General features: G+C 68.3%; 17 protein-coding genes and 2 pseudogenes. 11 read left to right on the plus strand and 8 right to left on the minus strand.

Translation table 11 applies throughout. The annotated features are described in order from the left end of the window. Positions 1–104 precede the first annotated feature (104 nt). Genes G4G29_RS02730 through G4G29_RS02740 form a run of 3 tightly spaced genes read left to right on the plus strand, consistent with a single transcriptional unit; the run spans position 105 to position 1,967 of the window. On the plus strand, positions 105–779 hold the full coding sequence (locus G4G29_RS02730; RefSeq protein ID WP_183151774.1) for an SDR family NAD(P)-dependent oxidoreductase: 675 nt from the start codon (positions 105–107) through the stop codon (positions 777–779). Then, entirely contained in the window at positions 722–1,618 is an 897-nt protein-coding gene (locus G4G29_RS02735) for an SMP-30/gluconolactonase/LRE family protein (protein WP_183151775.1), read from the plus strand. Before G4G29_RS02730 ends, G4G29_RS02735 begins: the two co-directional genes overlap by 58 nt. Positions 1,619–1,658: 40 nt before the next feature. Continuing rightward, complete coding sequence (locus tag G4G29_RS02740; RefSeq protein WP_183151776.1) at positions 1,659–1,967, plus strand: potassium transporter Trk; 309 nt, start codon at positions 1,659–1,661, stop codon at positions 1,965–1,967. A gap of 116 nt (positions 1,968–2,083) precedes the next feature. On the opposite strand, the gene G4G29_RS02745 is transcribed toward G4G29_RS02740, so the two are convergent. Further along, entirely contained in the window at positions 2,084–2,563 is a 480-nt protein-coding gene (locus tag G4G29_RS02745; protein WP_244632340.1) for a zinc-binding alcohol dehydrogenase, read from the minus strand. A gap of 211 nt (positions 2,564–2,774) precedes the next feature. Here G4G29_RS02745 and purM point away from each other — a divergent pair. From purM to G4G29_RS23785, 4 genes and pseudogenes are all read left to right on the plus strand, one after another. Then, positions 2,775–3,889 (plus strand): annotated as a pseudogene (gene purM / locus G4G29_RS02750) (phosphoribosylformylglycinamidine cyclo-ligase). A gap of 6 nt (positions 3,890–3,895) precedes the next feature. Further along, the gene (purF, locus tag G4G29_RS02755) at positions 3,896–5,368 is read left to right on the plus strand and encodes an amidophosphoribosyltransferase (protein WP_183151777.1); all 1,473 of its coding nucleotides are present in this window, start codon (positions 3,896–3,898) and stop codon (positions 5,366–5,368) included. Continuing rightward, complete coding sequence (locus tag G4G29_RS02760) at positions 5,365–6,423, plus strand: MFS transporter (protein ID WP_309491617.1); 1,059 nt, start codon at positions 5,365–5,367, stop codon at positions 6,421–6,423. Before purF ends, G4G29_RS02760 begins: the two co-directional genes overlap by 4 nt. After that, positions 6,390–6,680: a hypothetical protein gene (locus G4G29_RS23785; RefSeq protein ID WP_345941144.1), complete on the plus strand. Its 291-nt coding sequence runs from the start codon at positions 6,390–6,392 to the stop codon at positions 6,678–6,680. The genes G4G29_RS02760 and G4G29_RS23785 overlap by 34 nt, the downstream gene beginning before the upstream one ends. A gap of 194 nt (positions 6,681–6,874) precedes the next feature. Here the strand turns inward: G4G29_RS23785 and G4G29_RS02765 are convergent, their stop codons facing one another. The 3 genes from G4G29_RS02765 to G4G29_RS02775 form a co-directional block, all read right to left on the minus strand. Next, positions 6,875–7,321, minus strand: coding sequence for an HTH domain-containing protein (locus G4G29_RS02765; protein ID WP_183151778.1), 447 nt, complete (start codon positions 7,319–7,321; stop codon positions 6,875–6,877). Positions 7,322–7,333: 12 nt separating this feature from the next. Next, complete coding sequence (locus G4G29_RS02770) at positions 7,334–7,870, minus strand: hypothetical protein (protein WP_183151779.1); 537 nt, start codon at positions 7,868–7,870, stop codon at positions 7,334–7,336. A gap of 282 nt (positions 7,871–8,152) precedes the next feature. Beyond that, positions 8,153–8,338 carry a DUF3073 domain-containing protein gene (locus G4G29_RS02775; protein ID WP_029263716.1) on the minus strand — a complete coding sequence of 62 codons (186 nt, stop codon included), beginning with the start codon at positions 8,336–8,338 and terminating at the stop codon, positions 8,153–8,155. A gap of 148 nt (positions 8,339–8,486) precedes the next feature. Here G4G29_RS02775 and G4G29_RS02780 point away from each other — a divergent pair. After that, positions 8,487–9,028: pseudogene (locus G4G29_RS02780) on the plus strand (universal stress protein). Between the two features lie 209 nt (positions 9,029–9,237). On the opposite strand, the gene G4G29_RS02785 reads toward G4G29_RS02780, so the two are convergent. Together G4G29_RS02785 and G4G29_RS02790 are read right to left on the minus strand one after the other, a co-directional pair. After that, on the minus strand, positions 9,238–9,864 hold the full coding sequence (locus G4G29_RS02785; protein ID WP_183151780.1) for a PadR family transcriptional regulator: 627 nt from the start codon (positions 9,862–9,864) through the stop codon (positions 9,238–9,240). Next, complete coding sequence (locus tag G4G29_RS02790) at positions 9,861–10,700, minus strand: DUF4097 family beta strand repeat-containing protein (RefSeq protein ID WP_183151781.1); 840 nt, start codon at positions 10,698–10,700, stop codon at positions 9,861–9,863. The genes G4G29_RS02785 and G4G29_RS02790 overlap by 4 nt, the downstream gene beginning before the upstream one ends. Before the next feature lie 297 nt (positions 10,701–10,997). Between G4G29_RS02790 and G4G29_RS02795 the strand changes: the two genes are divergently transcribed. The 3 genes from G4G29_RS02795 (at position 10,998) to G4G29_RS02805 (ending at position 13,137) form a co-directional block, all read left to right on the plus strand. Then, a complete protein-coding gene (locus G4G29_RS02795) occupies positions 10,998–11,795 on the plus strand; it encodes a MerR family transcriptional regulator (RefSeq protein ID WP_183151782.1) in 798 nt (265 codons plus the stop codon). A 160-nt stretch (positions 11,796–11,955) separates the two neighbouring features. Further along, on the plus strand, positions 11,956–12,300 hold the full coding sequence (locus tag G4G29_RS02800) for a hypothetical protein (protein WP_244632342.1): 345 nt from the start codon (positions 11,956–11,958) through the stop codon (positions 12,298–12,300). 36 nt (positions 12,301–12,336) lie between these two features. Further along, entirely contained in the window at positions 12,337–13,137 is an 801-nt protein-coding gene (locus G4G29_RS02805) for a nitroreductase family protein (protein WP_183151783.1), read from the plus strand. A gap of 18 nt (positions 13,138–13,155) precedes the next feature. Here the strand turns inward: G4G29_RS02805 and G4G29_RS21120 are convergent, their stop codons facing one another. Together G4G29_RS21120 and G4G29_RS21125 are read right to left on the minus strand one after the other, a co-directional pair. Beyond that, positions 13,156–13,533, minus strand: a complete 378-nt coding sequence (locus G4G29_RS21120; protein WP_244632343.1) for a Rieske 2Fe-2S domain-containing protein — start codon at positions 13,531–13,533, stop codon at positions 13,156–13,158. Positions 13,534–14,090: 557 nt separating this feature from the next. Next, positions 14,091–14,681 (minus strand): FAD-dependent oxidoreductase, encoded by a 591-nt coding sequence (locus tag G4G29_RS21125; protein WP_244632344.1) that lies wholly within the window; start codon positions 14,679–14,681, stop codon positions 14,091–14,093. Between the last annotated feature and the right edge of the window lie 43 nt (positions 14,682–14,724).

Genomic DNA, 14,724 nt, shown 5'->3' on the forward strand with positions numbered 1-14,724 from the left:
TGTTCAGATTATCAGACAGCAATTCCATTTATCTGAATGTTGCTTTCCGCGATCATGCCCATCCTCCCCCGTGGGGGCCGGTATCGCGGGGAAGGAGGAATGACATGCGCAGAGCGCTGGTGACCGGCGGAGCAAGCGGACTCGGCCAGGCGTGCGCTGCCCGGTTGCGTGACGATGGCTTCACCGTGACGACCGTCGATCGCGCGGGCGGCGCCGACGCGGTCGTCGATGTGACCGAGCGGGGCGAGATCGATGCCTTCGTCAGGGAACACGGTCCGTTCGACGTCCTGATCAACAGTGCGGGGATCGTCGGCCCCAACGCCGACTTCGCCGACGTCGATGCTGCCGATTGGGAGCGCACGCTCGCCGTGAACCTCACCGGGACCTTCCATATGAGTCAAGCGGTCGTCCCCGGCATGATCGCGAACGGCTGGGGCAGGATCGTCAACATCGCGAGCATCGCCGGAATGGAGGGGAATCCTCGCCTCACGGCGTACTCGGCCTCGAAGGCCGCGGTGATCGGACTCACCAAGGCGCTCGGCAAGGAGCTCGCCCTCTCGGGAGTGCTCGTGAACGCCATTGCTCCCGCCGTGATCGAGACGCCCATGAACGCCACGACGCGGCCCGACGTGCTCGCCACGCTGATCGAGAAGATCCCCATGCGTCGCCTCGGTCGCGCGGAGGAGGTCGCCGAACTGGTCGCCTGGCTGGCCTCGGACAAGTGCAGCTTCTCGACCGGCGCCGTGTACGACATCAGCGGCGGACGGGCAAGCTATTGATACCGGTCGAGCGTCTCGGGGCGCCGGTCGCGGCGCACGGTGAAGGCCCGATCTGGGATGCGCGGAGCGGGCTCGTCCACTGGGTCGACATGGTCGCAGGCGAGGTGCATCACCTCGACCCGGAGTCGCCGGGCTCGCACGGTGTGACCCGCATCGGTGCGTGGGCTGCGGCACTCCGGCCGCGCTCGAGCGGTGGATGGGTCGTCGCCACCGACGCCGAGTTCGTCCTCACCGACGATGCGTTCGTCGTGGAACGGCGCATACCGGTCGTCCACGAAGCGGGGTTGCGCATGAACGACGGCGGCTGCGCCCCAGACGGCGCTTTCCTGTGCGGGACGGCCGGTGCGAATGGTGCGGCATCGTTGTATCGGCTCGATCCCGACCTGCACGTCTCGGTCGTGGCGGACGGCATCACGATCTCGAACGGCCTAGCCGCTGACCCGCGCGGAGACGGGATGTTCTACGTCGACTCCGCCACTCGGCGCATCGACCGCCTGCGCCTGGTCGACGGCATCCTCAGAGAGCGCGTCCCCTTCGCCGACCTCGGTGCCGAGCCCGGGCTGCCCGACGGAATCGCGGCGGACGCCGATGGTGGCGTCTGGGTCGCCCTGTGGGGTTCCGGCGAGGTCATCCGGATCGATCCGGACGGAGAAGTGAGCACACGCATCGCGTTGCCGACGCCACACGTGAGCGCTTGCGCGTTCGGTGGGCGCTCGCTGAGCGAGCTGTACATCACCACTTCGCAGCAGGATCTCGCGGAGCCGGACCAGGACGCAGGTGCGCTGTTCGTTGCGAGACCGGGCGTCGCGGGCGTGCCCCTCCTGCCTTTCCGCGGCTGAGTCGGTGCACGGCATCCCTCGACGGTGGGACAATGGAGGCATGGCCCCCACCGATTCCCACCAGACCGTCGAAGCGACCGTGCGCCGTGTGCCGCGGTACGGCGTGCTCATGGGCATCGGTGTGGTGCTCGGCATCATCGCCGCGGGCATCCTCACCTGGACCGGCAGCTTCGACGAGTCGCAGGCCCTCGACGTCGTCTACCCTCCCGGTCAGGTCTTCGGGTTCCTCCTGCTGTGGACCGTGCCGATCGGCATCGCCCTCGGTGGTGTGGCCGGCCTCGTGATGGAGCGCATCGCCCGCCGTCACGACCGCGTGGTGCAGGTCGACCGCGAGACCGTCACCGACTGACCCCCGCCCCGCCGAGTGCACGGCTTCGTGTCGAGTGCACGGCTTCGTCGCGCGAACTTCCCGTGCACTCGTGAACTTCCCGTGCGCTCGCGAACTTCCCGCCCGGGCGCGGGAAGCTATGCCAGCTCGGCGATCACCGGGCGGATCGCGGCGTCGAAGGCCACCACGTCGCGCCGGAGACCGTCGGTCACCGCCACCGTGAGGGAGCCGATCCACCAGATCCCGCGCTGAGTGAACGGCAGCACCTGCACGTTCAACTCGAACGAATGGGCGCGTCGTCCGACCTCGCGCTCGAACTCGGCGATCGCACTCGCGTACGCACGATAGGCGTCGCCGCCGGTGTGACTCTTCATCGAGCTCACGTATCGGTCATGGGCGGCGCGCGCATACAGAAGAGCCGATCCCGCGTGAGGGGCGATCGCGGCGGTGAGCTCTTCCGCTCCCATGGCGGGAAGCGCGACCAGGGTGTCGAACCCGTCGACGAGCTCGAGCGGCACCTCGGACGGGTGTGCTCGGGGCTCGACCGTCATGTCCCAGTACTCGCGCCACTGGGCCTCGACCGCGGCGGAGGCGTCTTCGGCATCCGGCGCACGCACGGCGAGGTCGCGGAGGGCGGAAGGTCCTCGGGCACGCGGATCCCCAGCCGCTGCCGCAGTGCGAGCGCGAGGAGCACGGGTACGCTCGCGTCTTCGCGGATGAGCCACTGCGGCTTGTCGGCCATGGCCCCATCGTAGGCGGGGATGAGCCCCGGATCGGAGGTCCGTCTTCGCGGAGAGTCGAGCCGTCCACGGGCGGTAGGCTGGGAGCGTGGCTGCCTCCCCCACCAACCCCTATTCCGAAGCCGGCGTCGACACCGCTGCAGGTGATCTCGCCGTCGAGCTGATGAAGTCGTCCGTGCGCGCGACGCACGGCCCCGAAGTGCTCGGCGGTGTCGGCGGATTCGCCGGACTGTTCGATGCCAGCGCGCTGCGCGACTTCCGTCGCCCGCTGCTCGCGACCAGCACCGACGGCGTCGGCACGAAGGTCGCGATCGCGCAGGCGATCGACAAGCACGACACGATCGGCCAGGATCTGGTCGGCATGGTCGTCGACGACATCGTCGTGGTGGGTGCGAAGCCGCTCTTCATGACCGACTACATCGCCTGCGGGAAGGTCTTCCCGCAGCGCATCGCCGACATCGTCCGCGGCATCGCCCAGGCATGCGCGGCCACCGGCACGGCGCTCGTCGGGGGCGAGACTGCTGAACACCCCGGCCTTCTCGGTCCGCGTGACTACGACGTGGCAGGAGCGGCGACCGGAGTGGTCGAAGCGGATGCCATCCTCGGCGCGGAGCGCGTGAACGACGGCGACGCCGTGATCGCCGTGGCATCCAGCGGCCTGCACTCCAACGGCTACTCCCTCGTGCGTCACATCGTGACCCGCGCGGGTATCGGCTACGGCGACAACGCCGCCGATTTCGGCACCACCTGGGGTGAGGCCCTGCTCGAGCCGACGCGTCTGTACACGCTCCCGCTGCTCCGTCTGATCGAGGAGCTGTCAGGCGGTGTGCACGCACTCAGCCACGTCACGGGCGGAGGTATCGCGGCGAACCTCGCGCGCGTGCTCCCCAGGGCAGCTGGGCGGAGGTCGACCGCAGCAGCTGGTCGCCGAGCCCCGTGTTCCGCGTGCTGAGCGACATCGCCGGCTCCACGTTGGAATCGGCCGAGGGTACCTGGAACCTGGGGATCGGCTTCCTCGCCGTGGTCGCGGCGGAGAAGAAGGATGCCGCGATCGCGGCGCTGAACGCGGAGGGCATGCCCTCGTGGCAGGTCGGGACCGTCGGCTTCGGCCCGCGCCCGACCGGCGAATTCGAACAGGGCGCCAAGGGCGTCGACGGTGGAGCGGTGCGCCTGGTCGGCGCCTACGCGGACGGAGCAAAGTAAGAGCCCATGTGCGGCATCGTCGGAATGGTGGGCTCTGCCCCGGTCAATCAGGACATCTACGACGCACTCCTGCTGCTGCAGCACCGCGGCCAGGATGCGACGGGCATCGCCACCGCCGAGGTGAACGGTGTGATGCACAACGCCAAGGCGCAGGGCATGGTCCGCGAGGCGTTCCGCACGCGGGACATGCGGGCCCTGCTCGGCAACGTCGGCCTCGGTCACGTGCGTTACGCGACCAAGGGCACGGCGTCGAACGAAGAGGAGATGCAGCCGTTCTACGTGAACGCGCCCTACGGCATCATCCTCATCCACAACGGCAACCTCACCAACACGCGTGAGCTCACGGCCGACATGGCCAAGCGCGACCGCCGTCACCTCAACTCTTCGAGCGACACCGAGCTGCTGCTGAACGTGCTCGCCGGTGAGCTGCAGAACACGACCTCGACCGTCGACCTCGACCCCGAGCGCATCTTCGAAGCAGTGGCCCGAACGCACGAGCGCATCGAGGGCGCATACGCCGTCATCGCGGTGATCGCCGGGTACGGTCTGCTCGCGTTCCGTGACCCGTTCGGCATCCGGCCCCTGATCCTCGGTCGCCGTCCTTCGACGGTCCCCGGTGCGGAAGGCCGCGACGAGTGGGTCGTCGCGAGCGAGTCGCTCGTGCTCGAGAACGGCGACTACGAGGTCGTCCGCGAGGTCGAGCCCGGCGAGGCCGTCTTCATCACGAACGACGGCGAGCTGTTCACCAAGCAGTGCGCGGCCGAGACCTACCTGGCTCCGTGCGCATTCGAGTACGTCTACCTCGCCCGCCCCGACTCCGTGATGAACGGCATCTCGGTGTATGAGTCGCGTCTGCGCATGGGGGACAAGCTCGCCGACACGATCGCGAAGCATGTGCCGATGGACAAGATCGATGTGGTCATGCCCATTCCCGACTCGTCGCGCCCCGCGGCGATGGAGGTCGCCCGCAAGCTCGGCATCGAGTACCGCGAGGGCTTCTACAAGAACCGCTACGTCGGTCGGACCTTCATCATGCCGGGGCAGGCGGTGCGCAAGAAGAGCGTGCGCCAGAAGCTCAACGCGATGTCGACCGAGTTCCAGGGCAAGAACGTGCTCCTGATCGACGACTCCATCGTGCGGGGGACGACCTCCAAGGAGATCATCCAGATGGCCAGGGATGCCGGAGCCGCCTCGGTGACCTTCGCCTCCGCTGCTCCGCCCGTGCGGCATCCGCATGTCTACGGGATCAACATGCCGTCGCGCCACGAGCTCATCGCCCACGGACGGACGATCCCCGAGATCGCAGAGGAGCTGGGCTGCGACCACCTCGTGTATCAGGAGGTCGACGATCTCAAGGCCGCGATCACCGAGGGGTCCGTCCTGGAAGACCTCGACATGAGCTGCTTCGACGGCCGCTACGTCACCGGCACCGTCACCGATGAGTACCTGGCCTGGGTGGAGGGGTCACAGACCTCATGACGATGCCGAGCGCGCGACCGCTGTGGCAGGGTCGGGCTCTCGCACTCGTGGGGATCGTCCTGGTGGCGTTCTCGCTGCGATCGGCGGTCGCCTCGCTCTCACCCGTGATCGACCACGTCGCGGCCGAATTCCCGGTCTCTCCGGTCGCTGTCGGTCTGATCGGCGCTGCTCCGCCCGTGTGCTTCGCGATCTTCGGTCTGCTCACCCCGCTGTTCGAGCGCCGCTTCGGTCTGGAGCGGATGGCCGTGGCCGCGATCGTCCTGATGACGGCTGGCATGCTCCTGCGTGCATGTGCGCCGGAATCCTGGACGCTCCTCGGCGCGACCGCCCTGGTGTTCGCGGGCGTCGGGTCGGGCAACGTGCTCCTGCCGCCTCTGGTGAAGAAGTACTTCGCCGACCGCCTCGGCGTCATGATGACCGTCTACTCGTCGACGCTCGCCTTCTCCACCTTCCTGCCGCCTCTGGTCGCCGTGCCCGTCGCGGACTCGCTCGGGTGGCGGGTGTCGCTGGGGATGTGGGGCGTCGTCGCTGCGCTCGCGCTCGTGCCGTGGATGACGCTGCTGGTGCGCTCGCGCACCGCGCCTGCCGCGCAGCCCATGACAACCGAGCTGCTGATGCCGGATCCGACCGACGGTGTGGACGACCTGCGCGACGCGGTCGCCGCCGCGACGGGACCCATCACGACGCAGCCGGCCAGCGCCCGGGTGTTCGGCCGGCTGCGGCGCCTTCCGCTGGCCTGGTCGCTCGCATTCGTCTTCGGCACCTCTTCGACCATGGCGTACGTCGCGTTCGCCTGGCTGCCGACGATGCTCATCGACATCGGCGGCGTCACGCCGGCGACGGCGGGCTTCCTTTGTCGCTGTTCGCGCTCGTCGGTCTGCCGTGCTCGATGCTGGTCCCTGTGCTCGTCGTGCGTTTCCAGGCCACGCGGCCGCTGTTCTTCGTCGCCGTGGGCGCTGGACTCGTCGGCCTGCTCGGCCTGCTGCTGGTGCCGACCGTGGCGCTGCCGTTGTGGGTCGCGGTGTTCGGGCTCACCGCCATCATGTTCCCGCTGAGCCTCGTGCTGCTCAGCATCCGTGCCCGCACCCCCGAGAGCGCTGTCGCGTTGAGTGGATTCGTCCAGAGCATCGGGTACGGGATCGCCGCGATCTTCCCGCTGCTGGTGGGGCTCCTCCACGAGACGACCGACGGCTGGCAGGTGCCGCTGCTCGTGGTGATCGGGGTGCTCGTCGCGTCGATCCCCGCGGGCATCGTGGCCGGTCGCCGACGCACCGTCGAAGACGAGTGGGAGCGCCGCCACGGCCGCTGGTGAACGCGATCCAGCAGTCGTCATCGTCGCCGCCACCGCGCTCTGAGTTCTCGGAGCATGCGCCCGCATCCGGACACGACGAAACACCCGCACGTCGTGCGGGTGTTCCGGTCGAACAGAGAGGCGGTCAGGCCTTCTCTAGCTCGTCCTCGTCTTCGTCTTCATACTCATCGGCCCACTTGTCGACATATGCGTCTTCAGCGAGCGCGGACGAGGTTCGTCGTGGCGATCAGGTACGAACACCTGATCGCCATTGCGTACTTCTCCTCGATCGAGACCGATCGGTCGTCGTTCAAGACTCTCTTCAGGTCTTCCATGCGAAGGCCGGTCAGCTGCGAGATGTTCTGAGGGCTGAGGTGCAGTTCCGCGGTGAGTGACTCGACGATGGTCCTTAGACGGTCGTCGTCCCCGATCGTCAGTCCACTTGTGAGATGCACTGCGAGCGTGGAAAGACGCGCAGTCTCCCCTGCAGTGAGGGCCGGATGCGCTGCTCTCACGGTACTTACCTCGCCGTGCGCCGCCAAGAGCGACTGGAGTCTTGATTGCTCGATACCTGTGATCGTCTCGATCGCCAGGGCCGTGATAGCGCCTTCCGCGATGAGACGACGAAACTCGCCGAGGATGTTGATGCTGTTCGAGGACATGCGGGATCCGAGTCAGGGGTAGGTGTAAAGCGTGGCATTCGGTACGACGTGCGCCACGATCACGCCGGCCAGGTCCGCTGTTCCGGTCAGCGTCCCTGAGTATCGATGGTTATGGAGTTTGCTCGTGGGAGCCGTACCAGAGAACGCAAATACGGGGGTAAAGCCGCCGCCGAGTCCGCTGGACAGGTCGGTGATGTGGAACTGGCCGATGAAGCCTGTGGCAGGGCAGGTCATGTTGATGCCCCAGCTGTAGGTGCCGGCCGAGGCCGTGACGGTCAGGGTGCCGCAATTCGACGAATAGGTCACTCTAGGTGCAACTGTTCCCGCTTCAGGAATCGGCCCCTCGAGCATGGGGAACGTTGCTGATTCCCCGTCGCTGAGAGCCACCTGCTGTCCGCCGACATCCAGCAGGTAGTCGTTCTCAGCAGGCGCGTTCTCTCTCGCGTGTGTTCCACCGTCTGTTGCACGGGCGAGGGCAGGGGACCCTGCGCCTACCACGCTCAAAGACACCAATACCGCGGCGAGCCATACCTTGGCCTTGATCTTCACAATAACCTCCGGCTTATGAGTCCCGCCTCCACAAGCCTTGCTGGGTTCGCGCCCCAAGTCTGTCCCCTCTTCGGAGGACAAGCGCGTGCAGATGGTCGGAGGACTGGGCTGGGGCACGGTTGTGAGCGCGCAGGAGCCGAGGGCGCGATGTCGTCGACGCGTACGACGGATAAGTCATCGCACGCACTGCATGCATCCGTGCAAGGCGCAGAGCAGGACCGCATCCGGACACGACGAAACACCCGCACGTCGTGCGGGTGTTCCGGTCGAACAGAGAGGCGGTCAGGCCTTCTCTAGCTCGTCCTCGTCTTCGTCTTCATACTCATCGGCCCACTTGTCGACATATGCGTCTTCGTCGGTCGGGTGAGCCAGCTCGCGCTCGAGCGCGGAGTAGTTCACCGACGGACTGTACGCCTTGAGTTCGCGGGCGATCTTGGTGTGTTTCGCCTTCTGACGGCCACGGCCCATGCGCGAGACCCCCTCACGAGTTAAGCTGCGGGCTGTAAGGCCCGAGGCATTTCACGACACCGGCGCGAAGCCGGTAAGAGTAGCATTCAGAATAGCACGCGGGGAAGACGCTCTGGCTGAGGCCAGGCTGGTGAAGGGAACGATCTTCATGACCGACAGCACCTCCACTCCGTCCGATGAAGCCGCACAGAACGCGGCACTGCAGAAGGCCGTCATCGTCGGCATGCAGCTGGATCAGGACCCGCACGTCCTCGCCGAAGCCGTCCGCTACGCGCGGCTGCTCGGCGCGCCGCTCGTGGTCGCCCACGTCGACGTGACGCGTTTCGTGACCTACGAGGATCCGGATGGCTACGTCCACTCGGCTCCGATCGACATCAACTTCGACGCCGGTGCTGCGGAGTTCGAGGCCGTCGAGGCGGCCGCGGCGAAGCAGCTCCAGGGCACGGATGTCACCTGGACCGCGCGTCAGCTCGTCGGCGACCCGGCCCTGGCGATCAAGCAGCTCGCCCACCGGCTCGACGCTCAGCTGATCGTCGTCGGCACGCGCAAGCGTGGCATCGGCGAGTCGATCAGGAGTTCTTCACGGGCTCTGTCGCGGCGCGGCTCGCGCATCGGCAGCATCGTTCGATCCTCGTGGTGCCGCTCGGCGAGTCGGTGCCGGACGAGCAGAAGGAGATCTGGCCGGACTAAGGGTGGCGCTCCGTACAGACGAGAGGCCCCGCCGACGAATCGTCGGCGGGGCCTCGTCTGCGCCGTCACCCCCATCGGATGATGATGCCGTGGCGCGCGGTGGACGCGACCTGCGGGAGCGATGGCGCCTCGCTCCTGCCGCGAGACCGCATCGTGGCGGATCTCCTCCTGAGGTCGCGGATGCGAGTCGGCGCCACCCGCCGGACCGGTCACGACCCGGTGGTGCTCAGAGCGACCGTCACGCCGCGCGCCGCGGTGTCGAGTGCCGACTCCAGGTCGGTCACGACGGACGACGGCAGCGTGCCGCCCTTGGCGATGTGCGTGCGCAGATCGGTGCGCACCCGCGCGCGGAACGCGTTGATGATCGCGTCGGCCCGATGCATCTCCTCGCGGCTGACGAGTCGGGAGTCGTCGGTGGCCGACCGCGGACGGCTCTTCGCGGCTGACCGATCGCCCTTCTCCGCCGCGGCCAGATCGGCGCGGAGGCTCTTCATCGCATCCTGCACGCTCTGGCGCACCTCGCTCGCGATCAGTCGTACCGAGTCGGTGATTCCGGCCTCGATGCCCGCGAGGTCGCCCTCGCGTGAGGCGAGCTCGGTGCGTCCGGCGTCGGTGATCGCGTAGATCGTGGTGCGGCCGTCGACGGTCTTGGTGACCAGGCCCTCCTCCTCGAGCTTCGCGAGTCGGGGATAGATCGTCCCGGCGCTCGGCGTGTACGTGCCGCCGGTGCGGTCGGTGAGCGACTGGATGATGCCGTACCCGTGCTGTGGCGCCTCGGCGAGGAGCGACAGCAGGTACAGGCGCAGGTCGCCGTGGGAGAAGACGGCGGGGCTCATGCTTCCCACTCCGCGTCTTCGGTGATCGACGCCGGGGTCCGGCGCAGCACGGTGACGCCGCCGGAGACCGAGTTCGCGCGCAGATCGACGAAGCGTCCTGCGAGCTCACCGGTCGTCCCCGTGTAGTTGCTGGGGCCGGAGGAGCTGCGCTCGACGCCGTCGATCAGCAGGCGTCCGCTGAGCGACCGGATGACGTAGTTCGCGGCGAGCGACTCGTCCAGTCGCACCGTGGTGCCGCCGGAGACCGAGTTGATGTTGATGGTGTTCACGTCGCCGGCAGCATCCACGAGGGTCGAGCCCGAGACGATGTCGACCGTGGCGCGACGCACGGCACCGGTGACCGCCACGTCTCCGGACACGCTGTTCGCGCTGATCGAGCCGGTGAGACCACGCACCTGCACGTCACCCGAGACCGAGTTGACCGTGAGGTCGCCGATCAGGGTGTCGACGATGATGTCACCCGACACGGTGTTGAGGCGGGCGTCGTTGCGCAGGCCCGACACCAGGGCGCCGGCGCTGACGACGCCGAGGTTCAGGGCGATCGCGCGGGGGACGGCGACGCTCACCTCGGCGCGGGGGCCACCGGAGCCGAAGTTGCGGAACACTTCGAGGAAGTTGTCCCAGCCCAGCTGCGGGTGGTCGATCTCGACCTCGCCGTCATGGGACTCGATGCGCAGGTCTTTGGTGGTGACGCCGTGCACCTCGATGCGGATGCCCGGTTCGTCGTGGGCGATGATGTCGACCTGCCCTCCGACCAGGCCCACCTTGAGCCGCGTGACGGATTCGATGTCGATGACGCGTTCCTCGCCCGGGGCGATGAGCCACTTCTCGGTCATGTGTGCTTCTCCTGTGTTGGGATCACGATATATCGTGTCTGGCCACCATAACACGATATATCTCGATGGTGTCAAGGGGCATCCACGAAACTCCCAGCCCCCGCCCCGCCCGCCCCACCCTCCGCGATGGTCGCGAGTGCACGGGGAAGCGCCGAGCGCACGGCTTGTCGTCGTGAACAGCCCGTGCGCTCGACAACAAGCCGTGCACTCGGAGGCTCGAAAGGGGGAGAAGAGGTGTTGACATTGACGTTGCGTCAACTTCTAGAGTCGGGGTGACAACGGAGAGGGGGAAGGGACATGGAGAGAGACGACTGGTCGATCCAGGAGATCGCGCGGTTGGCGGGCACCACGAGCCGCACGCTGCGCCATTACGACGACATCGGGCTACTGCCGCCGACACGCGTGGCCGCCAACGGCTACCGGCACTACGACAGCCAGGCGCTCGTGCGCCTGCAGCGCATCCTGCTGCTGCGAGACCTCGGCCTCGGGCTGCCCCAGATCGCCGAGGTGCTCGGCGCCGCAGCCGGTCACGGCTCCGCCCGGACCGAGGCATCCGCTCTCGAGACCCACCTCGCGCTGCTGCGCGAGGAGCAGGCACGGCTGGCGCGGCAGATCGCGTCGGTCGAATCCACCATCACGGCATTGAGAGGAGGTGAGAACCTCATGGCAGAGAACATGTTCGACGGCTTCGACCACACCCGGCACAAGGAGGAGGTCGAGGATCGTTGGGGCAAGAAGGCCTACGCCGACAGCGACCGCTGGTGGCGCGGGATGACCGACGCCGAGCGTGCCGACTGGCAGCAGCGCGTGTCCGACCTCGGGCGCGACTGGATCGCCGCCGCGGAGAGCGGCATCGACCCCGCATCCGCCGAGGCTCAGGATGTCGCGCGACGTCACGTCGAGTGGCTCACGGGCATTCCCGGCACGCCCGCGGCCGCGCCAGGCGGCGACGTCAAGGCGTACGTGATCGGTCTCGGCGAGATGTACGTCGCGGATCCGCGCTTCGGCGCGAACTATGCGACGTCGTCCGGCGGGACGGAGGGTGCGGAGTTCGTCCGCGACGCCCTCCGCATCTACGCGGAGCGCACGCTCTAGCGTCGAAGGCCCTCGTGCACACGACCCCCTCGGGCGCGGTCGTGTGCACGGGGCCCTCGTGCATCCCGGCCATTCCTGCGCCCGGCCGCTCGTACACAAAGGCGCCGCTCGTGCGCAAGGGGTGCGTCGCGGGGAGGGATGCGGCGTAGGGTCGGGGACCATGACGGGGAGCACGAGAGACAGCGCTGTCGCGTCATCGCTGTTCACGGCGGCGGCAGTGGCCTACGGCGCCAACTGCACGCTCGGGGCATCGGTCGCCGCGCGCCTGATCGACACCAGCCGCTTCCGCTGGCTGCACCACGCGCTCTACATCGTCACGTGCACGGCCGTCGCCGCGGCCGTCGCGGTGGGCTGGTCGGCAGGACCCCGTTCCTCTGGTCGACGAGCCGCGGTCGCCCTGCTTCCCGCGGCGGCCCCCTCGCCGCGATCCCCTCTCTCGGAAGCCACGGCCGCCGGCATCCTCTCACCGCGCTCGCCGCGGCCCCTTTCCTCGTCGCGGGGCTGATCCTCGCGCATCGTCCCGCCGACCGGAAGTGACCGCATGGAACTGCTCGACGCCATCCGCCGCCGTAAGACCACGAACGGGCCGTTCCTCCCCGACCCGGTCTCCGAGGAGCATCAGCGCATCCTCCTGGAGGCGGCCGGCCGCGCGCCGTCGCAGTTGAACAGTCAGCCGTGGCGGTTCGTGGTGATCGAGAACCGCGACACGATCGAGCAGATCGCCCGCATCTCCGGCGAGAGCATGACCGAGGCGATGTCGAACGGCACGTTCTTCGAGCGCTACAAGCCGTACTTCCGGTTCAGCGAGGCCGAGATGGAGCAGAAGCGCAGCGGGATGCTGTTCGACAAGCTCCCCGCGGCGCTGCGGCCGTTCACGAACCAGGTGTTCACCAAGCGGGGGCAGACGCTGATGAACACGTTCGGGGTGCCCAAGACGCTCGGTGCCGAGAACCGGAGACTCGTCGCTGGGTCCCCACTGCTGCTCGGGGTCATGCTCGATCGGAGCGAGTACCGCCCCGGACAGCTGTCGTCGTTCTACTCCGTGTTCAGCATGGGAGCTGCGATGGAGAACGTCTGGCTCACCACGGGCGCGCTGGGCATGGGCATCCAGTTCATCTCGTTCCCCATGGAGGTGCCCGGTCGCTGGGACGAGATCGTGCGACTGCTCCACGTGCCGGACGACCTCGAGCTCATGGCCGTCTACCGCCTCGGATACCTGCCTCCGGAGCAGCGTCGTCCCGCGATCGACTGGTCGAGCAGTCAGCGCAAGCTGGTCTCGCAGTACGTGTTCCGCGAGGACTGCGACACCCCTCAGCAGGGGTGGGACGAGCCGCTGCGCTGAGGCGCCGCCTTCGTCGCGTCAGCGGTCGGACGTCTGGGGCACCTCCGGCAGGTCGCGCAGAGCCGGGCCCTCGATCCTCGTACCGTCCGCGGCGAAGCGCGACGCGTGCAGGGGACAGTCCCACGTGCATTCGGCGTCGTTCCAGTCGAGCACCCCGCCGAGGTGCGTGCACACGGCGCTCACGGCGCGCGTCACGCCGTCGACCGTGGAGATGCCGACCGGACGACCGCCGCGATTCGCCACGACACCCTCGCCTTCGCCAGGGCGGGGCACCGGAACACGGCGTCCCTCGGCCTCGACCCAGCCCGTGGTCGCCGCCGCCGCGACCTTCCCGCCCTCGACGGCACCGCGTGCGAGGTCGGCGGGGACGGTCAGCCGCGTGCCGAGGCGGATCATCCACGACGGGCGATCGCTTCGTCGCGTGCCGATGATCTCCTCGGTGAGGCGCAGCGCGGCGGCCGGGGCGTTCGACAGCCCCCACTTTGGCGTATCCCGTCGCGAAGCGGATGCGCCCGAGGCCGCGAGGCAGAGCGCCGACGAACGGGATCAGGTTGTGCGACTGGTAGTCCTGCGCAGACCAGCGGTGGGTCTCCTCAGCGTCGGGGAAGTGCAGGCGCGTCCACGAGACGAGGTCTTCGATCGCCGCCGCCTCACCGTCCGAGCGGCCGACGGATGGCCGTTCCCGCCCACGACGAGCTGGGCCGTCTCCCCGGGGCCATCGGCAGGGAGAGACCGGCCGGATCGACCGCGTCGGGCCGTCGGCGGAGATGAACGTGCCATCGGGGACCCCACCCGGGACACGGAAGGAGACGCACGAGGAGCGCAGCCCCTGCACCTTGGAGAAGTAGAGTCCGCGGTCGAGGATCGGCGTTCCGGTGGCGAGCACGATGTGCTCACCGAACAGGGGCCCGGCCGCCGTCTCGATCCGACCGTCGGGAGGGCGTGCGCGCCGGTCACGCGGACGCCCGTGTGCAGCGTCCTCCGCCCGCCAGGAACTCCGTCGCCAGCGCATGCGCCACCGCCACGGGGTCGATCGCCACCTGAGCGTCGAGTGCCACGGCACCTGCAGCCGGGAAGGTGGTCGAGAGTTCATGCTGTCGGAGCAGACGGGCATCCAGGCCGGCCTCGCGGGCAGCGGCGTGCTGATCGCTCACGGCGCGCATGCCCTGGGCGCTCTGCGCATACGTGTGGTCGGTCCTGCGGGTGTAGGTGATGCCCGCGGTGTCGGCGAATCCGAGGAGCCAGTCCATGCCCGCACGGTTGGCGTCGACGTATGCCCGCACGAGCGACGCGGGGTGATGGCGACGGATCGTGGCGAGCTGTGTGCCCTGCAGGAGCGAGAGCTTGCCCGTGTTGCCGCCCGAGGCGAGCTCCGCGACCTGCCCGGCCTCGACCACCGCGACGTCCAGGCCGGCCCTGGCGAGCATCACGGCTGTCGAGAGACCGGTGAGTCCGGCGCCGACGATGACGACGTCGTGACGTGCGCCCGCGTCGAACGGGGATCCGGCTGGCAGGGTCTGGTCGAGCTTCCACAGGGGCCTCATGGCAGCAGTCAACGTCGGAGAGGGGACGGACTCCACGCCCTTG

Source organism: Microbacterium sp. Se63.02b (assembly GCF_014171575.1).
GTDB lineage: Bacteria > Actinomycetota > Actinomycetes > Actinomycetales > Microbacteriaceae > Microbacterium.